Source organism: Bacillus sp. FSL R9-9497 (genome assembly GCF_038005805.1).
Taxonomy (GTDB): domain Bacteria; phylum Bacillota; class Bacilli; order Bacillales; family Bacillaceae_G; genus Bacillus_A; species Bacillus_A cereus.
The window spans coordinates 5,129,514-5,151,712 of the sequence record NZ_JBBOTY010000001.1 but is presented as its reverse complement, the minus strand read 5'-3'; the positions used below and the strand labels follow the sequence as shown (position 1 = coordinate 5,151,712).

The following is a 22,199-nucleotide window of genomic DNA, read 5'->3' as shown; positions in this document are numbered from 1 at the left end:
GATATGAATACGTTACTTAGCTTATCGTGGCATCTAATGGTGCCAGAATTTATTATTCTCGGCGCCGCCATCCTCCTTTCCATATGTGATTTGTTTTTTAAGCTGAATCATAGATATGTAGCTCTTGGTGCGATTGCTGCTATCGTATTAGCAATCGTGTCATTAATTACGCTATATAGCGAACCAGCTGGAGATATTTTAAACGGATCGTTTGTGTTAGATGGATTTTCAAAAGGGTTTAAAACATTGCTATTAGGTGCCTCAGCTCTCATTTTATGCACCGCAATGAGCGATGATAAGAAGAATCCAATTGAAGATAAGGGTGAATATTATTACTTATTTTTAATGGCACTTCTTGGTGCAATGTTCATGGCTTCTAGTGTTGATTTCATTACCCTTTTCGTTGGTTTGGAGTTACTTTCACTTTCTTCTTATATTTTAGTAGGAATACGAAAAAAGAGCCGTGCATCAAATGAAGCGGCAATGAAATACGTCATTAGCGGAGGAATTGGAACGGCGATTACGCTCTTCGGAATGAGTTATTTATACGGTATTACAGGTTCAACTAACATTGTAGATATGCAAAAGGTACTCACTGGGGAACTCGCGAGTGGTATTCAGTTATTGTTAGCTCTCGCATTTCTTTTATTGCTAGTTGGTCTCTCATTTAAAATTGCCACAGTGCCGTTTCATATGTGGGCACCTGATGTGTATGAAGGAGCGGCTACACCAGTTACTGCTTTTCTTGGAACGATTTCTAAAATTGCTGGGTTCCTGCTCATTATTCGTTTGTTCCTTATGGTTTTTGCAAGTGTATTAATACAAGGAGATATGCAATCTTTATATGGGCATATGAGTATATATATCGCGGTGTTAGCAAGTACTACGATGATTGTTGGGAATGTAGTCGCGTTAAAACAATACAATATAAAGCGTTTATTTGCTTATTCGGGCATTGCTCATGCAGGGTATTTACTCGTTCCACTTGTGGCATTATCACCATTTACGATGGATAGCATGTGGTTTTATATGCTGGCATACATGCTTATGAATATAGGTGCATTTGCTATCATCCATGGCTTAATCTTACAAAATGATGAGGAAAATATAACGATTTTCACAGGTTTATATAAAAGGTCACCATTTGCAGCGATTATGATGACAATCTTTATTTTATCGCTGGCTGGGATACCAGGAACGGCTGGATTCATTGGAAAGATTAACATCTTTTTAGGCGCGCTTCATGTAGAGCCAGCACATTACGTACTAGCTTCGATTATGATGGGTACGACAGTTGTTTCATTCGTATATTATTTCCGTATTTTACAACAAATGTTTTTCCGCACAGGAGAGACAGAAGAGAGGATACGGTTACCTTTAAATATAAAGGTTGTTATGAGTCTTTGTGCAATTTCGATTGTAATACTAGGGATTATGCCGATGATTGGGTACAATTTCTTTTATGAATATTTTCCATTAATGAAAGATTTCTTCTTCTTAGGGAACGTGGTACAATAGTGAAAATAAAAGGTGTGGAGTCAGTACTCTGCGCTTTTTATTTTGTGTTAACTTGTAATGTAGATATACGTTTTTGGAAAGAAAATCACGATGTAAAATGTAAGATGTCTATGTGCATTTGAAAAAGTGTAGCTCCTACTTATTATGGTATCGTTTTTATATTCTTTCATAAGTAGTAGCTGAGTAAAAAGGGGTCGATTTTTTGGCACAACTTTTAGGGCAACAAGCACTGATTGCCATTGTTTCGCATTTATTGTTTATTACCATTACGTGGTGGGCCTTACAAGGCATTCACATTGAGCGTTTAATGAAGTCCGGAAAAGTGCTGCAGACGCGAGTATTACTCATCTTAATTACAATTGCAATTGGGACATCTGTAAGTAACTTTTTCCTTGATTATTTAGGCTATTCGAAGAGTTTAACGTATTTAGTAAAGTAAGTGTATAGAACCTCAAATCTCCGTTAACAATGGGGATAGGAGGGGATGAAATTGAAGCTTAAAGCCATTCTTATTGTTGCACTTAGTGTTGTTTTATTTTTGGTTGGATATAGAGAGATGAAACCGATAAGCGATGAACAGAAAATGGAGAGCATGATCAAGGCTTTAGAGAAAAATGATGCTAAAGTAGAAAAATGGTCATGGTTAGCGAGAGAAACAAAAACAATTTCTAACATACATACGTTTCAAAAGTTGTTAAACGATGTGAAGGAAAAGGCAAATATTCAAAAGTGGGAAGTAGAGCAATCTCCAGATGGATATAAAGCTACATCCTATAAAAAGCTTTCTTCTTATGAAGAACGAGTAGTAGTAACTTGGAGTAAAGAAAATACTAAAGAAAACACTTTCATTATCTTTGAAGTAAGTGGGGCGAAATGGGACCCGAAGTATGTTCAAAACATGAATAAAATTTTTAGTGAAAAACCTATAATTTACACTTGTGTTCAAGGTGTACTGAATGATAAGATTGAAGGTGTTTTGCAAAATAAAACCAATCAGGTTTTGAAAGATCTTTCAGCAAGAGCGATCGAACAAGTAGAAGAAAGAGCATTTGTGTCAGTCTCCGCATACAATAAAAAGTGGGATGACGCTCTTTCAACAAATAGAGAGAAAATAAATGTGCAAATAGCAATACGTTCTACAGACAACAAAGATACAATTGTGGTTGGCACACCGATCATAACTTCTGAGTATTGAGTGAATAGATACTGAAAAAAGGACACGGAGGGGAATAATTTGGAAAAGATCATCGTCCGTGGCGGAAAGCGGTTAAACGGCACAGTGCGTGTTGAGGGCGCAAAAAATGCTGTATTACCTATAATCGCTGCAGCCCTATTAGCGAGTGATGGAAAGAATGTACTATCTGAAGTACCAGTTTTGTCTGATGTATACACAATTAATGAGGTATTACGTCATTTAAATGCTGAAGTCGTATTTGAAAATAATCAAGTAACAATCGATTCTTCTAAAGAACTAAACATTGAAGCACCATTTGAATATGTACGTAAAATGCGTGCATCTGTTCAAGTAATGGGACCATTATTAGCACGTAATGGTCGTGCTCGTATTGCACTTCCTGGTGGATGTGCAATTGGTTCACGTCCAATTGACCAACATTTAAAAGGCTTCGAAGCAATGGGAGCTAAAGTACAGGTTGGTAACGGTTTTGTTGAGGCATATGTTGAGGGAGAACTAAAAGGAGCTAAAATCTACTTAGACTTCCCAAGCGTAGGCGCGACAGAAAACATTATGTCTGCAGCTACATTAGCAAAAGGGACAACAATTCTTGAAAACGCAGCGAAAGAACCAGAAATCGTTGACTTAGCTAACTTCTTAAATGCGATGGGCGCGAAAGTACGCGGAGCTGGAACTGGAACGATTCGTATCGAAGGCGTTGATAAATTATATGGTGCAAACCACTCTATTATTCCTGACCGTATTGAAGCGGGAACATTCATGGTTGCAGCAGCAATTACTGGTGGAGACATCTTAATTGAAAATGCTGTACCTGAACATTTACGCTCAATTACAGCGAAAATGGAAGAAATGGGTGTTAAAATCATTGAGGAAAACGAAGGTGTACGTGTTATCGGCCCAGATAAGTTAAAAGCGGTTGATATTAAAACTATGCCTCACCCAGGTTTCCCAACAGACATGCAATCACAAATGATGGCATTATTACTACAAGCTGATGGAACAAGCATGATTACAGAAACGGTATTCGAAAACCGCTTTATGCACGTTGAAGAATTCCGTCGTATGAATGCTGATATTAAAATTGAAGGTCGTTCTGTTATTATGAACGGTCCAAACAGTTTACAAGGTGCTGAAGTAGCAGCAACTGACTTACGTGCTGCAGCTGCATTAATCTTAGCTGGTTTAGTATCAGAAGGTTATACTCGTGTAACTGAGTTAAAACATCTTGACCGTGGCTATGTAAACTTCCATAAGAAATTAGCTGCATTAGGTGCAACTATTGAACGTGTAAACGAAAAAGTAGAAGAAGTGAAAGAACAAGAAGTTTCTGATCTTCACGCTTAATTGAAATAGTCTCTATGTCTTTTGACATAGGGGCTATTTTTTTGGGTTATTACTGTTATAGTCAATAAATTCTATACTTATGCACGTACCAGTAAAAATATTTAGAAAATTTATGTTTTATACTCTTCCCCTTAAGTATGTTCTAAAAAAAAGAGTTGTTCCATAAGAATGAATGGAGTAAAGCTTTTATATTGGGGGAAAATAGGATGAAATTTTCAAAGCCACTTTTTATTACAGTAGCGCTCTTAATAGCGCTCGTTATCATTGTACCTGCAGCCCTTGTTATTCCATTTGCGAAAGCAAAAGTAGGGGAAGAAACGGCCTCTAAAACTCCTCCAGCGATAGAAAGTATACCAGCTCCAGGAAAAGCAGATACAGCTGTTCAAGTTGCTGTATATCGCGAAAAACAGAAGAAGGTAGAAACATTACCAGTGGAGGAGTATGTGACAGGTGTAGTAGCTTCTGAGATGAATGCCAGTTTTGAAATAGAGGCACTAAAGGCGCAGGCATTAGCAGCGAGAACATTTGTAGTACAACGTATGCTAAGCGGAGGAAAGAAAAATAATGCGGACGTGACAGATACGGTGAAAGATCAAGTGTACAAAGGCAAAGATGAATTGAAGAAGCAATGGGGCAATAACTACGAAAATAATTTGAAGAAAATCGAAGAAGCCGTTTCGAAAACAGCAGGACAAGTTTTAACGTATGATGGAAAACCAATTTCAGCATCCTTCTTTTCAACGAGTAATGGCCGAACAGAAAATGCAGCTGACTATTGGGGAAATGATTATCCGTACTTGAAAAGTGTAGATAGTCCGTGGGATCAAGCCTCTCCAAAGTTTACGAGCGAGCAAACATTTACAGTAGTTGATTTTCAAAAACGTCTCGGTGTGAAAGTGCTAGCAGACGGGAAGGTTGGAAATATTAAAGACCTTACGGAAGGAAAGCGCGTAAAGGATGTAGCTTTTCAAGGAAAAACATTAACAGGAAAAGAAGTTCGTGAAAAGTTAGATTTACGTTCTTCTGATTTCACGTGGAAACAACAAGGAGATAAAATCATCGTTACGACGAAAGGCTTCGGTCACGGCGTTGGTATGAGTCAATACGGGGCGAACGGCATGGCAGCGGAAGGAAAGAAATATACAGATATCGTCGCTCATTACTATAAAGGCGTTGAAATAAAGACGATGAATGATTATGAAGGAAAACTGATGGTGAAGAAATAGGTGTCAGAACTCTGGCGCCTATTTTTTTTATGTAAAATAGAATAATTTTCCATTAATTGTTTGATATAATAGGATAAAAAGGCATTTGGGGGAAATGAAATGGCGTTACTAGAGTTGAAACAGTTAGGGAAGGCGAACCAGTTACCGGAAATTGAGCTAAAGGTTGAAAAAGGACAATGTATTGTTTTGCAATGCAATAATCATACAGCTAAAGTGTTACACCGTATTATTATTGGTGAAGAAGAAGCTTCAACTGGCAACGTACTGTTTGAAGGGGAAGCAATTGGAAAGAAAAATTATTCCCGCATCGGTTTTTGTTTTTTGAAAGACGAGGCATATGATCGTTTGAAGGTGAAGGAATACTTTAATTTTTTTATGGGGCTTTATGAATCGAATATGAGTACGGAAGAAGTTGTACAATATGTCGGTCTCTTAGATAAGTTAAACGTTAAAATAGAAAAACTATCATTTTCAGAGAAGCGTCGTCTTCATATTGGACGAATGATGATTCATAATCCGGATTTAATCATTTTGGAAGAACCGGAGCAAAATGTCGATATAGAGAGTACGGTTATTATTCGAAAAGCGATTATGAAAATGAAAGAGCAAGGAAAGGCAATCTTTATTACGTCATCATTTCTATCAGATGCCCTTTCGTTAACAGAGGACGTATACATATTAAACAACGATGGTGTGAAAAAGATAGAAATTGAGCAAGAGGAAGTGGAAGAAGTCGGTGAAGAAAAAGTCATTCAAATGATTCCGCAAATGAAGTTAGAAAGAATACCTGCGAAAGTAAACGATAAAATCATTTTACTTGATCCGATGGAAATCCATTTCATTGAAACGCAAAACGGAGTAACGCATATTCACGTTCGTGAAGGCGATTTCGTATGTGCATTAACATTAAGTGAACTAGAAGCGAGATTAACAGGTTTTGGTTTCTTTAGATGTCATCGCTCTTACCTTGTAAATTTACAAAGAGTACGAGAAGTGATTACATGGACTCGTAACAGTTTCAGTTTAATTTTGGATGACGAAAGAAAAAGTTCAATTCCACTTTCAAAAGGACGCATGGATGAATTAAAAGGTGTTATTGGACTATAAAAGTGCTCCAATAAGCTCAACATGCGATTCATTCACCGGTAAAAATACTCCTTTTACCGGTATTTTAATGCGCCTACCCTTTGTTTTTCATATGATTGAGTCAAGAAAAGCGAAACAAACAAACGAAAAGCGCTAAAGCGACTTTCATCTATAAAGAAGAAAAACAAAGGAGATGAAGAAATGACATTGGCAATTGAAATGAAAGATGTAATGAAAAGTTTCGACGGAAAAACGGCACTTGGAAATGTAAATATTGAGGTGAAGCAAGGAGAGATATTCGGATTCCTCGGACCGAGTGGATCTGGTAAGACGACAACAGTAAAAATTTTAACTTCTCAATTGCTTCATAGTGTTGGAACGGTAAGAGTATTAGGGAAAGATATTACAGGACCAAGTAGCATCGATTACAAACGAATTGGTATTTTAACAGATAACAGCGGCTTATATGAAAGACTTAGCATTTATGATAACTTATTATTATTTTGTGACTTATACGATTGCAAAAAAGAACGAATCGATGAAGTACTAGCACAAGTGAATTTATTAGATGATAAAAAAACACCAGTAAAAAAATTATCAAAGGGAATGAAGCAACGCGTCACACTAGCAAGAGCAATCCTTCATAAACCAGATATCCTCTTCTTAGACGAACCAACATCTGCACTTGATCCAGTAAACGTACAAAACATTCATAAAATCTTAAAAGACTTAAATAAAGAAGGAACGACGATTTTCTTAACGACTCACAACATGGACGAAGCAGAAACGCTTTGTAACCGCGTTGCCTTCCTGTGTGGCGGAGAAATTGTAGCGCTGGATACGCCAGAGAACCTGCGCTTACAATACGCTAAGGATCAAATAGAGGTCGTATTAAAAGATAAGCAAAAAGAAGTAGTGCAAAAAGATGAATTAGGCGCAAACCGTATTTCAGAATGGATGAAAAAGGGCGAACTGTTATCTATTCATTCACACGAACCAACGCTAGGCGATATCTTTATTGAAGTTACTGGGAGGGGATTATAATGACATTTTCAATGAAACGGTTTTCGGCTATTGTAAGAAAAGAAATAAATGATGCAGGTAAAAACTCACAAGTTATATTAATGGCGCTATTGCCTATTCTACTTGCTGTATTCTATAGTAATATGGATTCTATAAAAGAGTTCTTTGCAGGTTTTATTATTGTAATGACGATTACCATGGTGGGAAGTTATGTGCAAGCAATTATTATTGCAGAGGAGAAGGAAAAACACACGTTACGAGTATTGATGTTGTCTCCAGCAAGTCCAATAGAAGTTATTTTAGGGAAAAGTGTATTAACTGTATTTTTTGTACTAGCATCTAGTTTTATTAGTTTAGTGATTTTAGATACTTTTAAAGGAAATATTGGTATGCTAGTTATTATTATTTTAATAGGAACATTGTTATGTGTCGTTTTAGGTACTATAGTTGGCTTACTATCCCAAAATATAGCACAAACATCTATATTGGGGCTTCCGATTTTTATAATATTCATAATGGGGCCGATGCTACAAGAAATGGTTAAGAATGAATTTATTATAAAAGTAGTTAATCTTCTTCCGACAAATCATGTTATGGAGGCATTGCAAAAAGTTATAAAGGGAGAAGGGTTTATTGCGATTCAAGAACATATTTTAAACAATACAATTTGGACTATATGCCTTATCATTCTTTGTATTATTGTGTACAAAAAGAAACAATTAGACTAAAAACTGAGCCAAAAGTGCTCAGTTTTTTCTTTTTTCTATCATTTCCTCGGAAATTTTGCAATTCTCATACATATTTTTACAGATTTTGTCGAAAAGTAATTAGTTATACGTTGTATAGGATGCGTGAATATTGTTCAAAATGATTGCTGAGGTGATGATGGAATGCGAGGAAGAAATAATAAAAAGTCGCAAAAGGTAGTACATTTATTTCAAAAAAGATGGGTGTTTCCGGCACTATACATTGCTTGTGCAGCGGTAATCTTAATGGTTGCGCTATGGTTCCAAGGAGCTAATCCGAAGAAGACTCCGAACCATGATCAAGCAACACCGTATACACAATCGGAAGATCCAGCAGTACCAGTAACGAAATCTTCAGAAGTAGTGAAAATGCCAGCTGCCGCGAATGCGGAAGTAGTCGTACAGAAGAAATTCTATGAAGATGCAGCAACTGAGGCGGAACAAGAAAAAGCACTTGTTTTTTATAACAACACATATTCCCCAAACAAAGGAATTGACATTGCTGCGAAGAATGGAAAAGAATTCAATGTTGCTGCTGCTTTAAGTGGTACAGTAACGAAAGCTGAAAAAGATTCACTTCTTGGTTATGTTGTAACAGTTGATAGTGGAAATGGTGTAGCGGTATCTTATCAAAGCTTAGGCAGTGTGAAAGTAGAAAAAGGTGCAAGAGTTGCACAAGGTGAAGTATTAGGAACATCCGGTCTAAGTGCAATGAATAAAGAGGCAGGCTCTCACGTTCACTTTGAAGTACGTAAAGATAATGTGGCTGTGAACCCTGAACGTTACTTAAATAAATCAGTAACAGAAATTAAAGCTGATGCAGGTGCTGCAAAGGCTACGAATGCTTCTGGTAAAAAAGCTGATGACAAATCTCAAAAAGAAGAGAAGTCAACGAGCACGAAACCAGAAAGTAAAACAGAAGACAAATCTCAAAAAGAAGAGAAATCAACAAGCGGTTCAACTAGTGACAAAAAAGAAGAACCGAAGAAAGAAGAAAAATCAACAAATGGTTCTACAGAATCATCTAACGATTCTTCTTCACAAGAATAAGAAAGTGAAAAAATCAGTTCTCACTAGGAGAGCTGATTTTTTTATTTCTATATAAAAATACTCAATTTCGAGAAAAAAGTTGCAATAACAAGGAAAAATGACGAGATTCTCGAATATATATTACAAAAGGGAGGGGATACTGTGTCATTTTTGTTTGTTCTGTCGACTGCTATTATTTTATTGTTTGTTTTATTCACTTTATATTATTACATTGCCGGTAAGAAAGAGGTTCCCCACCATCAATTGTTAGAAGAAGAATTGGAACGAGAAGAATGACACCTTTTATACAAGGTGTCATTTTTTTTCGCTATAATAGTCAGTTTTAACGTATTTCTCACAAAAAAATGTAATTTTTCTTAACTTAGTCCGCAAAAATAGTGAACATGTAGCATATATCAGTAGTGCGGGCAATACAATGGTATAAACCAAAGCAAAGAGAGTGTTTGAGGTGAGAAATCGTGAATTATTTCATTATAAATCCAAGAATGTTTAACGCTTACAAACAGCACTCACACTTACTTCTTAGTCGTATGCAGCGAGGCTCATTTCACCCTTCTCACATCCAAATTAGGGAGGCGAGTGGTGTGCACGATTACATCAAAGAGAGAACTATCAAGATTGGTAAGTATATCGTGGAGACAAGAAAGACAGTGCGTGTCATTGCAAAGGAATTTGGGGTATCAAAGAGTACAGTCCATAAAGATTTAACAGAACGTCTACCAGAAATTAATCCAGAGCTCGCAAATGAAGTGAAAGAAATTCTTGATTATCATAAGTCTATTCGTCATTTAAGAGGGGGAGAAGCAACAAAACAAAAGTATAGAAAAGAAGATGTAGAGAAGCCTGTACGTCAATAATGTTACAGTAGCAAACATTCCGTTCACATTCGGTAATATTTTTCAGAAGAATTCTTTTTGCGAATATTACGTTTCTGTTAAATTTATGATAAAATCAGAAATTAGGTGAAAAGAATTCGGGTGTAACCTGATTTTGAATATCGAGGAGGAAAAAACGGGAATGTTTGCGCGAGATATCGGAATTGACCTAGGTACGGCTAACGTATTAATTCATGTTAAAGGTAAGGGTATTGTATTAAATGAGCCATCTGTTGTGGCGATTGATCGTAATAGTGGTAAAGTATTAGCAGTAGGTGAAGAAGCGAGAAGTATGGTGGGACGTACGCCTGGTAATATTGTAGCAATTCGTCCACTTAAAGATGGTGTAATCGCAGACTTCGAAATTACAGAAGCAATGTTAAAGTATTTCATTAACAAATTGGACGTAAAGAGCTTCTTTTCAAAACCTCGTATTTTAATTTGTTGTCCAACAAATATTACATCAGTAGAACAAAAAGCAATTCGTGAAGCTGCTGAACGTTCAGGTGGTAAAACAGTATTTTTAGAAGAAGAACCAAAAGTAGCCGCAGTTGGTGCTGGTATGGAAATCTTCCAACCAAGCGGTAACATGGTTGTTGATATTGGTGGAGGTACAACAGATATCGCTGTACTATCTATGGGTGATATTGTTACCTCTTCCTCTATCAAAATGGCTGGCGATAAGTTTGATATGGAGATCTTAAACTATATTAAACGTAAGTATAAGCTATTAATCGGAGAACGTACTTCAGAAGATATTAAAATTAAAGTTGGTACAGTATTCCCAGGTGCACGTAGCGAAGAACTTGAAATTCGCGGACGTGACATGGTAACAGGCTTACCACGTACAATTACAGTATGTTCTGAAGAAATTACAGAAGCATTAAAAGAAAATGCAGCTGTTATTGTACAAGCTGCAAAAGGTGTATTAGAGCGCACACCACCAGAATTATCTGCAGATATCATCGACCGCGGTGTTATTCTAACAGGCGGTGGAGCTTTACTACACGGTATCGACATGCTTCTAGCAGAAGAACTAAAAGTACCAGTATTAATTGCTGAAAACCCAATGCACTGCGTTGCGGTTGGTACAGGTATTATGTTAGAGAATATCGACAGATTACCAAAGCGTGCTTTGAGATAATTTGAAAGAACTAAGGCTAATGCCTTAGTTCTTTTTTCGTTTTTATATTTTTTTATTTTGTTTTTTTGCGAAAATGGAAGGAAAATAGAGAAATATGAAGGAAACAGGTAAAATATTCATATATATGGTTAAATTTAATATTTCCTTAATTGAAAACGTTTATAATATAATGAGTCGAATACGACATTAAGGCAAATAATGTTTCAATACATATTGCCTTTCCCTAATTTGGGCATACACTCTTTTCCACCTCCGTGTCAGTTGCAAAAATGTGCAACTATTTTAATGGAATAGAGTGTGTGCATTTTTTTTAGGAAGTTGTGCTAAATATAAAATGTTACTTTGTAATGACAAACAATAAACAAAATGGGATAATAGCAATATGTCCAAGTGGTAAGACCAATATTACAAAAGGGGCGATTGTTACATGCTAAATATAGAACAAATTAAAGAAATCATTCCTCACCGCTATCCATTTTTACTTGTTGATAAAATATTAGAAGTAGATGAAGGAAAAAGAGCGGTTGGGATTAAAAATGTATCCGCAAACGAAGAATTCTTTAACGGACACTTCCCTGATTATGCAGTTATGCCTGGTGTACTTATTGTAGAAGCATTAGCACAAGTAGGAGCAGTTGCAGTATTAAAGAAAGAAGAAAACCGCGGAAGACTTGCTTTCTTTGCAGGTATCGACAATTGCCGTTTCAAAAAACAAGTACGCCCAGGTGATCAGCTTCGTCTAGAAGTAGAAATGACACGCGTACGCGGCCCAATTGGAAAAGGAAAAGCAATCGCAACAGTAGATGGTGAAGTTGCATGTGAGGCAGAAATTACATTTGCGATTGGTGATAAAAAAGAATAGAGAAAAATAAGAAAATCTCCTTGTGAAAATACAAGGAGATTTTCTTATTTTCTGCTATATAACGATGAAACAATAATATGCAAACTAATCAGAAAATATCTTGTAAAAAGATGGTAATTACCATATACTTACTTTATTGTTTATCTATAAAACAGGATAAGTGATAAAGGTAATAAAGAAATAAGGGCATTGTCATATTGTTAAGGTACTTAAATAAGACAAAGTAGAATGTTATTGATTATGATGAGATATGGGGAAATCAGCAAAAATATTAATTAGACGTATGAAATCGAGCATAAAAGAGAGAAAAGGGAAATGTCGCATTTCACAAAAGGAGATTATGAATATGTTCGGGAGAAAGAAAAGAAAACCATTACGACAATTAATTACACATAAAGAGCCTAAATCGCGTATTACAGAACAATACCGTAACATTCGTACAAACATTGAGTTTACATCTGTAGATAATCATGTTCGTTCTATTATTGTTACTTCAGCCGATCCAGGTGATGGGAAAACAACGACAATCTCAAACTTAGCAGTTGTTTTCGGACAACAAGGAAAGAAAGTTTTATTAATTGGAGCTGACTTGCGGAAGCCGACGATACAAAACTTATTTGCCATTCATAGTTCAAATGGATTAACAAACTTATTATCAGGACAAGCAAAACTTATGCAATGCATTCAAAAAACAGATATAGAGAACGTATACTTAATGGCAGCAGGTCCAATCCCGCCAAACCCAGCAGAACTGTTAGGGAGCCGGGCAATGGACGAGGCATTAATAGAAGCATATAACATGTTTGATATTATATTAATCGACACACCACCTGTCCTTGCGGTTACAGATGCACAAATACTAGCGAATAAATGTGATGGAATCGTACTCGTTGTACGAAGTGAAAAGACAGAAAAAGATAAAATCGTAAAAGCGAAACAAATATTAGATAAAGCATCAGGCAAACTACTAGGTGTTGTTTTGAACGATAAAAGAGAAGAAAAAGAGCAGTATGGTTATTACTAAAATATGGAAAAGCCAACAAAAATTTGTTGGCTTTTTTGTTTTCTGAAAATTATTTATCAAGTTATACAGTGTAAAAAGCATGATATGATAAAATTTTTGGGAAATCATTGGAATGTGTTGTCATATTTAAGATTATTTTGTAAGATTAAACTTGTTTCTTGTGAACAAATATAGAACTGAATTATTAAAAATAAAAAATGTAAGATTTATATGTTATAATTTTTCCTATGTGTAAATTTTAGAAAGTTGGAGGAACCTATGGAAGAAACAATTAGTCTAAAAGAGTTATTTCATATCTTAAAAAAACGTTTAGCAATGATCCTCGTAATCGCCTTTGGTGCAGCTATTGTAAGTGCTATCATTAGCTTTTTCTTCATGACACCAATCTATCAATCTTCGACGCAAATTCTTGTGAATCAGAAGAAGCAAGAGGGTGCAGCAATTCAGTTGGGGGAAATTCAATCAAATATTCAATTGACGAATACATATAAAGTTATTATTAAAAGTCCGGTTATTTTGGATCAAGTGAAAGAAAAGTTGGGATTAGATCTTACGACTCAAGATCTAAATGGGAAAATTGAAGTAGTAAATGAAAAGGATTCACAAGTCGTAACTGTAACAGCAATAGATAAGGATCCAAAACTTGCTCGGGATATTGCTAATACAACTGCAGAAGTATTTAAAGGTGAAATTGCAAAAATCATGAGTGTTGATAACGTAACAGTATTATCTAAAGCAGAAGTTGCAGAAAATCAATCTCCAATTAAACCGCGTCCAATGTTAAATGTGGCAATCGCTTTCGTTGTTGGTTTAATGGCTTCAGTTGGCCTTGCATTCTTACTAGAGTACTTAGATAACACAGTGAAAAAAGAAGAAGATGTGGAAAACTTACTTGGCTTACCAGTATTAGGGATTGTAGCTCGTATGGATGAAGAAACAATGAACGTGAAATCACACGCTCCATCATCAAGAAAAGTGAGGGGACAAACAATTGGCTCTTAATTTATTTAAAAAGAAAAAGAATCATCGTCAACGTCGTCAATTAATTGCTCATCAACAACCAAAATCACCAATTTCAGAACAATATCGTAATATTCGAACGAATATTGAATTTGCAGCTGTTGATACGAATTTACATTCATTAATGGTCACGTCTGCAAATCCAAGTGAAGGGAAAACGACAACGACAGCGAATATGGCTGTTGTGTTTGCTCAACAAGGAAAAAAAGTATTATTAATTGATGCAGATATGCGTAAACCAGCAATGCATCAAATGTTCCAAGTAGACAATATTTTTGGACTAACGAATGTATTAACACATAGTGAACGTTTAGAGAAATGTGTGCAAACAACATTAGTTGATAATCTACACTTTTTAGCTTGTGGTCCAATCCCCCCAAACCCAGCTGAATTGTTAGGTTCAAAATCAATGAAAGAACTTCTTGGACAAGCATACAGCATGTACGACTTAGTTATTTTTGATATGCCGCCTATTTTAGCTGTAACAGATGCGCAAATTATGGCAAATGTATGTGATGCTTCTATTCTTGTTGTTCGTAGTGAATCAACAGAAAAAGAAACAGCAGTAAAAGCAAAAGGTTTGTTAGAATCGGCTAAAGGTAAATTGTTAGGTGTTGTTCTAAATGATCGTGAACATGAAGAAGGCTTATATTATTACTACGGTGCAAACTAATTTTAAAGTGAGATATGATAAAAACATATCTCCTTTTTTCCCTTGAATATGAGCAATATCTCATATTCAAGGGAAAAAAGATCTTTATAGGAGAGAGGGAGGATGAAACAAATGATAGATTTACATTGTCACATTTTACCTGGTATCGATGATGGTGCACAGACAGTGACCGATAGTTTAGCAATGGCACAACAAGCCGTGTCAGAAGGAATACATACCATTGTCGCAACGCCGCACCATCAAAATGGCAAATATGTAAATGAACGTACCTCAATTATTCATCACGTAAAACAACTAAATGATGAACTACAACAACATAATATTCCACTTACTATTTTACCGGGGCAAGAGGTCAGGTTATATGGTGATTTATTAGAAGACTATGAGGCTGGTAAAATCGTTACTTTAAATGAAACAAATAAATACATATTCATTGAATTTCCATCGAATCACGTACCTCGTTATACCGAACAATTATTATACGAATTACGTGTAAAGGGAATGATTCCAATTATCGTTCATCCAGAACGTAATGCCGAGTTAATCGAGCGGCCAGATAAGTTATATAACCTTGTTAATAAAGGTGCATTAACACAAGTGACAGCAGGTAGTTTGCTTGGGAAATTTGGTAAAAAGATTAAAAAATTCTCACTACAGCTTGTGGAACATAATTTAACACATATGATCGCATCAGATGCGCATAACACGACATCGAGAGGATTTCATTTAGCGGAAAGCTATGAACTAATTGAGAAAGAATTTGGAATGAATGTTATGAGTAATTTGAAAGAAAATCCGTACTTATTAATTAGCGGGAAGGCAATTTACAAAGAAGATCCAGAACAAATTCGTCGTAAAAAATTGTTTGGTATTTTTTAAATAAAGAACTGGTGATGTCTCCTAACCGTTATCAATGGGGGCACTCGGTCGTGCTGTGGGTAGAAATTTTTATTTCGCACCTACCTTAGACGCTTGTCGTCGGGAGTATGACGTGAGGATGGGTTAGATGCCCATAATTTATTTATGATAGAAACTCTACTTATGGAGTTGTAAAGACGACCCTATAAGTAGGGTTTTTGTTATTGCTACATACAAATATAATAATTTATTTTTGGGGGTACTAGATTTGAAAAAAGTAAGAAAAGCAATTATTCCAGCTGCTGGACTGGGGACAAGGTTTTTACCAGCAACGAAAGCAATGCCGAAAGAAATGTTACCTATCGTCGATAAACCAACAATTCAATACATAATAGAAGAAGCGATAGAATCAGGAATTGAAGATATTATTATTGTTACTGGAAAAGGAAAACGCGCGATTGAAGATCATTTTGATCATTCATTCGAATTAGAACAAAACCTTTTAGAAAAAGGAAAGTATGAAATGCTTGAAAAGGTACAAGCTTCTTCAAGAATTAACATTCATTACATAAGACAAAAGGAACCGAAAGGACTTGGACATGCGGTATGGTGCGCGCGTAAATTTATAGGAAACGAACCATTTGCAGTATTACTTGGTGATGATATTGTACAAGCAGAAACGCCATGTTTACGTCAATTAATGGATCAATATGAAGGTACACAATCATCGGTTATTGGTGTACAAACAGTGCCTGAAAATGAAACACATCGTTACGGTATTATCGATCCAGTTGAACAAAATGATCGTCGTTATCAAGTGCGTCAATTTGTGGAGAAACCAGCAGAAGGCACAGCTCCATCAAATTTAGCAATTATGGGACGTTACGTATTAACGCCAGAAATTTTTATGTTTCTTGAAAATCAACAAACAGGTGCAGGTGGGGAAATTCAATTAACAGATGCAATTCAACGATTAAATGAAATTCAACGTGTATTTGCTTATGACTTCGAAGGCACTCGTTACGATGTTGGGGAGAAATTTGGATTTATTAAGACGACGATTGAGATGGCACTTCAGAATGAAGAGATTAAAGAAGTTTTAATAGAATATATGAATGAGGTTGTACAGCAAAAAAAGATTAAAATATAGGTAGATCTATTGTAGTAGTAAGAAACGAAAATGAGAGTTTAAATGGAGGGTTTTATGGCAAGGGTCACTGTTTTGATGCCAGTATATAATGGAGAAAGCTATTTAGGTGAAGCTATAGAAAGTATTTTAAATCAAACATATAAGGATTTTGAGCTTTTAATAATTAATGATGGCTCGACAGATAAGTCACTAGAGATTATAAATTCATTTCAAGATTCTAGGATTAGATTAGTGAATAATGAAGTAAATTTAAAATTAATTCGTACTCTTAATAAAGGACTGGATTTGGCTACAGGAGAATATATCGCACGGATGGATAGTGATGATATTGCACATCCTCGAAGATTAGAATTACAAGTAAAAACAATGGACGAGGACAAGGAAATTGTAATTTGTGGAACCAGTTTAAGATTTATTGGTAAGAGGTTTTCTTTTCCATTTTTAGTAGAGGGTACGGAAAATATAAAAAACTATCTAGTTGTGAAAAACTGTTTAATACACCCTTCAGTTATGATAAGAAATTCGATATTCAAAAAAGAGAATATCCGTTATGATGAAGCGTTTATACATGCGGAAGACTATGAATTATTTCAGAGAGTTAGTAGCAGGTATAAGATTGTAAATCTAAAACAACCTTTATTATTTTATCGTTTATCTTCAACGGGGATTAGTAGAGTACATGAGGTTGAACAAAAAAAAATGGAAATATCAATCTCAATGAAAGCTCTACAGGGAATTGGAATTAATTTCAATAGAAATAAATATGATAAGACCTATCTTTCTAAAAAAGAAATAGTACAAGCAAAAGAAGAATTGGAAATGGCATATAATTCAAATAATATATCTGACGGACATGATGTGGCAAAAATCATTCAGCTATTATGGATAGATATTTGCAGAAAAGGTTCAAAACATGGGATATGGATGGCAAAAAATATTTTTAGTCTCCCTATATTGAATTTAAAAGATAAATTATTAAGAAGATTAGTAGCAAGGGTATTCTTTAAGTGTATCTTGAAGAAATAGTTAAATTAATTATGAGGGGATTAGAATTATTTAATTGAAAATATAAAAGGAGGAGTAAAAATAGTGCAGCCTCAGAGATATAATAGAGTCCAAGATGTAACATGGGAATTGAAAAAAGAGAGATTATATAATAGAGAGACTGGGACAATTTATGGATCTATAAAAAGATGCTTAGAAATTATTTTTTCATTATTACTTCTCATTTTAACTTCTCCACTAATTCTATGTATAGGAATACTAGTTAAAATGGAGTCACCTGGCCCTATTTTTTATAAGCAAGAGAGGATTGGAATGGGGAATAAACCTTTTATGATTCTAAAAATTAGATCCATGCGAAATGATGCAGAAAAAAAAGGACCACAATGGGCAAATCAAAATGATCCACGTGTGACTAAAATGGGTGCATTTATAAGAAAGACGAGAATTGATGAATTACCACAACTAATAAATGTTTTAAAGGGTGAAATGGCTATCATTGGACCTAGACCTGAAAGGAAAATATTTATTGACCAATTTGAAAAAGAAATTCCAGATTTTCAAATGAGAATTTTAGTTAAACCGGGTTTAACAGGTTGGGCACAAATTAATGGTGGGTATAATATTACGCCAAGAGAGAAATTTGAATTAGACATGTATTATATTGAAAATGAAAGCCTGAAATTAGATGTTTTAATATTTATTAAAACAATAAAGGTAGTATTTACGGGAAACGGAGCAAGGTAACGCTTGATGACAGATATCTCCACTTTGGCCGTGGAATATGGAGAATAAAAAGTGTTTTTCTAGTTAGTTAAAAAGCCAGTATATACACACTATACAGTAATAATTTAGGGATATTAATATTATAGAATCATTCCAATTAAAAGCAATAGTATAATAATTAATGTATTAAGGTATATTGTGAATTTGGTTGTTCAATTGAATTGACATAATCTCATATTAAGGATAATGGTTAAGTTTGGATTCATAGATTTTTTAGCGTTTTTATTCTAAATAATATCTTTATACAAATTGAAGGTTATGGAACTATTAAATGAATATAAGTTAATTCGGAATAGTTTTTTCGTGAGAATAACTGTTTATTTAATGCAAGAGTTTGTTGTAGAATTTTTGAGTTCAAGGTATTTTGGGATGTTTTTAGGATTATATAATTGTTTAACTAATATAAAGTATGAGAGTAACAAATGAATATAAATAGTCTATGGATTTAATTAGATTGGAGGAGGTTTTTTTTGTTTGAGAAGTTTGATAGTTTTACTTTCTTTCCAGCCCAACATTGGTCTCATGCTTGGGAAAGACAACATGAACTTGTTTATAGATTTGCAAGATCTATAGATAGAGAAATTAATATATTCCCCCCTTTAGGTTTAATTAATTATAATGTCTTTTCAGCAGAATTCATTAAAAAGGTATGTAATAAATTAAAAAAACAGAAATCTATTAATAATTCACAAAAAACAGCGGAGAATATGAATTTTATTAATAGTTATTATATTCATCGTTTTGATAAGTTATCTACAAGAATCAATTATTCAATCCTTAATTCGAAGGTGAAATTGGGCGAGAAAAATTTTTTTTGGGCCACTTATATTAATCCAACTAATTATTTGTTTTTTCAACAATCTAGTTTTAAAGTAATAGATTTAGCGGAGCGTAGGCAAGCTAATCCGAAATTGAGTAACCAAATGAAAGAGTTGGAAAAAAAAGCCGTTTCGGAGGCTGATATAGTGTTTGTTGATAATTTAGCAACCTTTGAAGATTATAAACATTTAAATTCAAATATAAAATATGTCCCCCAGGGATATGATGCTACAAAAATTTCATTTGAAAAAGAACAAGATAGAGAATTAGTTGGATATGTAGGCCATTTACATCCACATATTGATTATGAGTATTTATTTCGATTAATAGAAATGAATCCAATGCTCACGTTTCTTATAGTTGGTGGTGTACTAGATAAAACTGCATTGCAATTAAAAAAATATAAAAATGTTATTATGACTGGTCAAGTATCTAAAGATGACTTACAACAATATTTGGAGAAAATGAAATATGGATTAATTCCTTATAAAGTGAATGAATTTACTAAGGGTGTTTTTCCTACTAAGTTGTTTGAATATTTGGGAGCAGGTGTACCAGTGATTTCAACACCAATTCCAGAAGTTTTAAATTATCAAAACAATAATTATGTTTTTATTGAAGAAGAAGCAAAAGAAATAAATTATTCGGTTTGCTTAGATGGAATAGAAGATTTTTTAATTGATAATACATGGGATAGTAGGTTCAATCAATATTTAAGGTATATAGGAGAGGAGCTAAGATGAAAGTACTTTATTTTGTTTCAACTCTAGAGAGATGCGGTCCAGTAAATGTTATTTATAATATTATTAATAATATGGATAGGGAAAATTTTGAGCCAATAATATTAACCTTTTCGGAAGAAAAGGTTAATTCTCGTAAGGAAGAATTTGAAGCGTTAGATGTAAAAGTTTTTACATTGGATATAGATGGAATGATGGGGGCATTTACTAAAAAAAAATATATCAGAAGTGTTTTAGCTGAATTGGATCCAGATGTAATTCATTCTCATGGAATAAGAGCAGATATCTTTTCAGCAGTATACCTATCAAATTATTATACTGTATCTACTATACATAATTATCCATATGAAGATTATGTATTAGCATATAAGAAAATACTAGGGACAGTAATGGCAATCACTAATTTGTGGTCATTTAAGAAAATAAAAGAACCAATTGCATGTTCATATTCAGTAAGTAAAAAGATTAAAGAAAAGACTAAAAAAGAGTACGAAGTTATCCAAAATGGTATTGATACCAATGTTTTTAATTACACAACAACTGAAGAAAAAATGAAAAAACGAAATATGTTAGGTATATCACAAGAGAAAAAAGTTTTTTTATATTTAGGGGCACTAATTCCTAGAAAAAATCCATTAATGGTCATCGATGCATTTAAAAGTATTAATAAAAATGAGGATAATGTGTTGTTGATAGTTGGTGATGGTAATTTGTATGAAGAGTGTAAGGAATATATAAATGGGGATAATAATATCAAACTAGTTGGTAAAGTTAATAATCCAATAGATTACTATAAGGCTTCTGATTTCTATGTAGCTAGCTCGTATTCAGAGGGTTTACCAATGGCTGTTATGGAGGCATTATCAACAGGATTACCAGTAATATTATCAGATATTGACTCACATCGTGAAGTGTTGTCTGTAGATAAAACTGCTGGTTTTTTATTCTCGACAGGGGACTATAAAGATTTAGCGAGAAAAATGCAAGATACTATAACTAAGAACTATACTGATATGTCACTTGCGGCAAGTAATATCATAATTAATTACTTGTCAGCGGAAATTATGACAGAGAAATATCAGAGGATATATCAAAAAAATACTAATTACAACAATAAGAAAGGAGAGTGAGTATGCAATATTCAGTATTAATGTCTGTATATCAAAAAGAGGTACCTGAATATTTAGCTATTTGTTTAGAGAGTTTAATAAATCAAACTATTGTGCCTGATGAAATTGTAATAGTAAAAGATGGGAAATTAACTAGGGAGTTAGATAATATAATTTTAAAATATCAAGAATTAAAGCCTAATCTATTTAAAATAGTAGAATTGGAAGTAAATCAAGGATTGGGTAAGGCGTTAGGGATTGGATTGAATTCTTGTAGCCACGAAATAGTCGCAAGAATGGATAGTGATGATATATGTGTTCCTACCAGGTTCGAAAAACAATTGAATTTTTTATGTGAAAACCCAGATATATCTATAGTAGGAACATGGATAAGTGAATTTGAGAAAGATGCTAAAGAAATCGTTTCAGTTAGGAAGGTCCCAACTTCGCATGAAGAAATTTTTAAGGCAGCTAAAAAAAGAAATCCACTTAACCATATGTCAGTTATGTTTCGTAAAGAAGCGGTTATTAATTCAGGAGGATATCGACACTTTTTATGGAATGAAGACTATTATTTATGGGTAAGGATGTTGAAATCGGGATATCGATTTGCAAATATAGAAGAATCTCTAGTGTTAGTTCGAGCAGGTGTGTCTTTATTTGAACGAAGAGGTGGAATTCAATATTTAATAAAAGAATTAGAACTACAAAAAGAATTTGTGGAAATGCAATTTATTACTAGGTCTGAATTTGTTGTAAATTTATTTATTAGATCAATTTTTAGGATTTTACCTAATCGCATTAGAGGGATGATGTATAAGTATCTTCTGCGAGAGAAAGAAGTGAATTTGTAGGGTATGTCAATGGTTACTAGGTTATTGATTTAAATGGTGATAATAAGTGTAATACCTTTTTTATTTGGATAAATTATAACGATATATGAAGGACC

The 22,199-nt window shown here is 34.2% G+C and carries 23 protein-coding genes; all 23 read left to right on the top strand.

The genetic code is table 11. The annotated features are described in order from the left end of the window. Positions 1-3 precede the first annotated feature (3 nt). The 23 genes from nuoN to MKY21_RS26550 all read left to right on the top strand — a co-directional run bounded on the left by nuoN (position 4) and on the right by MKY21_RS26550 (position 22,104). Positions 4-1,518: an NADH-quinone oxidoreductase subunit NuoN gene (gene nuoN, locus MKY21_RS26660; RefSeq protein ID WP_341077965.1), complete on the top strand. Its 1,515-nt coding sequence runs from the start codon at positions 4-6 to the stop codon at positions 1,516-1,518. A gap of 202 nt (positions 1,519-1,720) precedes the next feature. Beyond that, positions 1,721-1,957, top strand: a complete 237-nt coding sequence (locus MKY21_RS26655) for a DUF1146 family protein (RefSeq protein ID WP_000057889.1) — start codon at positions 1,721-1,723, stop codon at positions 1,955-1,957. A gap of 51 nt (positions 1,958-2,008) precedes the next feature. Further along, a complete protein-coding gene (locus MKY21_RS26650) occupies positions 2,009-2,713 on the top strand; it encodes a YwmB family TATA-box binding protein (protein WP_000767916.1) in 705 nt (234 codons plus the stop codon). A 39-nt stretch (positions 2,714-2,752) separates the two neighbouring features. Further along, a complete protein-coding gene (gene murA, locus MKY21_RS26645) occupies positions 2,753-4,057 on the top strand; it encodes a UDP-N-acetylglucosamine 1-carboxyvinyltransferase (RefSeq protein ID WP_000411274.1) in 1,305 nt (434 codons plus the stop codon). Between the two features lie 206 nt (positions 4,058-4,263). Continuing rightward, positions 4,264-5,283: a stage II sporulation protein D gene (spoIID, locus tag MKY21_RS26640; RefSeq protein WP_109140772.1), complete on the top strand. Its 1,020-nt coding sequence runs from the start codon at positions 4,264-4,266 to the stop codon at positions 5,281-5,283. A 99-nt stretch (positions 5,284-5,382) separates the two neighbouring features. Continuing rightward, on the top strand, positions 5,383-6,390 hold the full coding sequence (locus tag MKY21_RS26635) for a LytTR family transcriptional regulator DNA-binding domain-containing protein (protein WP_001185917.1): 1,008 nt from the start codon (positions 5,383-5,385) through the stop codon (positions 6,388-6,390). A 180-nt stretch (positions 6,391-6,570) separates the two neighbouring features. Then, positions 6,571-7,413 (top strand): ABC transporter ATP-binding protein, encoded by an 843-nt coding sequence (locus MKY21_RS26630; protein ID WP_086423332.1) that lies wholly within the window; start codon positions 6,571-6,573, stop codon positions 7,411-7,413. Beyond that, the gene (locus tag MKY21_RS26625; RefSeq protein ID WP_137074370.1) at positions 7,413-8,120 is read left to right on the top strand and encodes an ABC transporter permease; all 708 of its coding nucleotides are present in this window, start codon (positions 7,413-7,415) and stop codon (positions 8,118-8,120) included. The genes MKY21_RS26630 and MKY21_RS26625 overlap by 1 nt, the downstream gene beginning before the upstream one ends. 162 nt (positions 8,121-8,282) lie before the next feature. After that, a complete protein-coding gene (locus tag MKY21_RS26620; protein ID WP_001214926.1) occupies positions 8,283-9,188 on the top strand; it encodes a M23 family metallopeptidase in 906 nt (301 codons plus the stop codon). A gap of 141 nt (positions 9,189-9,329) precedes the next feature. Continuing rightward, positions 9,330-9,464, top strand: coding sequence for a hypothetical protein (locus tag MKY21_RS26615; RefSeq protein WP_000008903.1), 135 nt, complete (start codon positions 9,330-9,332; stop codon positions 9,462-9,464). 308 nt (positions 9,465-9,772) lie between these two features. Continuing rightward, on the top strand, positions 9,773-10,045 hold the full coding sequence (gene spoIIID, locus MKY21_RS26610) for a sporulation transcriptional regulator SpoIIID (RefSeq protein ID WP_000544012.1): 273 nt from the start codon (positions 9,773-9,775) through the stop codon (positions 10,043-10,045). 160 nt (positions 10,046-10,205) lie between these two features. Then, complete coding sequence (locus MKY21_RS26605) at positions 10,206-11,207, top strand: rod shape-determining protein (RefSeq protein WP_000457978.1); 1,002 nt, start codon at positions 10,206-10,208, stop codon at positions 11,205-11,207. 427 nt (positions 11,208-11,634) lie between these two features. After that, positions 11,635-12,069: a 3-hydroxyacyl-ACP dehydratase FabZ gene (gene fabZ, locus MKY21_RS26600; RefSeq protein WP_000931959.1), complete on the top strand. Its 435-nt coding sequence runs from the start codon at positions 11,635-11,637 to the stop codon at positions 12,067-12,069. A gap of 346 nt (positions 12,070-12,415) precedes the next feature. Next, complete coding sequence (locus tag MKY21_RS26595; protein ID WP_201144808.1) at positions 12,416-13,093, top strand: CpsD/CapB family tyrosine-protein kinase; 678 nt, start codon at positions 12,416-12,418, stop codon at positions 13,091-13,093. Between the two features lie 258 nt (positions 13,094-13,351). Further along, the gene (locus tag MKY21_RS26590; protein ID WP_070757622.1) at positions 13,352-14,095 is read left to right on the top strand and encodes a YveK family protein; all 744 of its coding nucleotides are present in this window, start codon (positions 13,352-13,354) and stop codon (positions 14,093-14,095) included. Beyond that, positions 14,085-14,786: a CpsD/CapB family tyrosine-protein kinase gene (locus MKY21_RS26585; protein WP_201144806.1), complete on the top strand. Its 702-nt coding sequence runs from the start codon at positions 14,085-14,087 to the stop codon at positions 14,784-14,786. Before MKY21_RS26590 ends, MKY21_RS26585 begins: the two co-directional genes overlap by 11 nt. Positions 14,787-14,897: 111 nt before the next feature. Then, positions 14,898-15,665, top strand: a complete 768-nt coding sequence (locus MKY21_RS26580) for a tyrosine-protein phosphatase (RefSeq protein ID WP_201145641.1) — start codon at positions 14,898-14,900, stop codon at positions 15,663-15,665. Positions 15,666-15,912: 247 nt separating this feature from the next. Then, positions 15,913-16,794, top strand: coding sequence for a UTP--glucose-1-phosphate uridylyltransferase BpsC (gene bpsC, locus MKY21_RS26575; protein ID WP_201144804.1), 882 nt, complete (start codon positions 15,913-15,915; stop codon positions 16,792-16,794). A 54-nt stretch (positions 16,795-16,848) separates the two neighbouring features. After that, on the top strand, positions 16,849-17,820 hold the full coding sequence (locus tag MKY21_RS26570; RefSeq protein ID WP_201144802.1) for a glycosyltransferase family 2 protein: 972 nt from the start codon (positions 16,849-16,851) through the stop codon (positions 17,818-17,820). Between the two features lie 108 nt (positions 17,821-17,928). Next, entirely contained in the window at positions 17,929-18,543 is a 615-nt protein-coding gene (locus MKY21_RS26565; protein ID WP_226800162.1) for an exopolysaccharide biosynthesis polyprenyl glycosylphosphotransferase, read from the top strand. Positions 18,544-19,052: 509 nt separating this feature from the next. Beyond that, positions 19,053-20,144: a glycosyltransferase gene (locus tag MKY21_RS26560; protein WP_201144800.1), complete on the top strand. Its 1,092-nt coding sequence runs from the start codon at positions 19,053-19,055 to the stop codon at positions 20,142-20,144. Next, positions 20,141-21,271 carry a glycosyltransferase family 4 protein gene (locus MKY21_RS26555; RefSeq protein WP_201144798.1) on the top strand — a complete coding sequence of 377 codons (1,131 nt, stop codon included), beginning with the start codon at positions 20,141-20,143 and terminating at the stop codon, positions 21,269-21,271. The genes MKY21_RS26560 and MKY21_RS26555 overlap by 4 nt, the downstream gene beginning before the upstream one ends. A 2-nt stretch (positions 21,272-21,273) precedes the next feature. Beyond that, positions 21,274-22,104, top strand: coding sequence for a glycosyltransferase family 2 protein (locus MKY21_RS26550; protein ID WP_152121711.1), 831 nt, complete (start codon positions 21,274-21,276; stop codon positions 22,102-22,104). Positions 22,105-22,199 lie beyond the last annotated feature (95 nt).

What these genes read in the sequence shown, in the direction of transcription:
- MKY21_RS26635 (WP_001185917.1), top strand. Translation starts at nt 5,383, where the DNA reads ATGGCGTTACTAGAGTTGAAACAGTTAGGGAAGGCGAACCAGTTACCG.
- MKY21_RS26605 (WP_000457978.1), top strand. Translation starts at nt 10,206, where the DNA reads ATGTTTGCGCGAGATATCGGAATTGACCTAGGTACGGCTAACGTATTA.
- MKY21_RS26555 (WP_201144798.1), top strand. Translation starts at nt 20,141, where the DNA reads ATGAAAGTACTTTATTTTGTTTCAACTCTAGAGAGATGCGGTCCAGTA.
- fabZ (WP_000931959.1), top strand. Translation starts at nt 11,635, where the DNA reads ATGCTAAATATAGAACAAATTAAAGAAATCATTCCTCACCGCTATCCA.
- nuoN (WP_341077965.1), top strand. Translation starts at nt 4, where the DNA reads ATGAATACGTTACTTAGCTTATCGTGGCATCTAATGGTGCCAGAATTT.
- MKY21_RS26580 (WP_201145641.1), top strand. Translation starts at nt 14,898, where the DNA reads ATGATAGATTTACATTGTCACATTTTACCTGGTATCGATGATGGTGCA.
- MKY21_RS26630 (WP_086423332.1), top strand. Translation starts at nt 6,571, where the DNA reads ATGACATTGGCAATTGAAATGAAAGATGTAATGAAAAGTTTCGACGGA.
- MKY21_RS26570 (WP_201144802.1), top strand. Translation starts at nt 16,849, where the DNA reads ATGGCAAGGGTCACTGTTTTGATGCCAGTATATAATGGAGAAAGCTAT.
- MKY21_RS26550 (WP_152121711.1), top strand. Translation starts at nt 21,274, where the DNA reads ATGCAATATTCAGTATTAATGTCTGTATATCAAAAAGAGGTACCTGAA.
- MKY21_RS26625 (WP_137074370.1), top strand. Translation starts at nt 7,413, where the DNA reads ATGACATTTTCAATGAAACGGTTTTCGGCTATTGTAAGAAAAGAAATA.
- MKY21_RS26595 (WP_201144808.1), top strand. Translation starts at nt 12,416, where the DNA reads ATGTTCGGGAGAAAGAAAAGAAAACCATTACGACAATTAATTACACAT.
- spoIID (WP_109140772.1), top strand. Translation starts at nt 4,264, where the DNA reads ATGAAATTTTCAAAGCCACTTTTTATTACAGTAGCGCTCTTAATAGCG.
- MKY21_RS26620 (WP_001214926.1), top strand. Translation starts at nt 8,283, where the DNA reads ATGCGAGGAAGAAATAATAAAAAGTCGCAAAAGGTAGTACATTTATTT.
- MKY21_RS26590 (WP_070757622.1), top strand. Translation starts at nt 13,352, where the DNA reads ATGGAAGAAACAATTAGTCTAAAAGAGTTATTTCATATCTTAAAAAAA.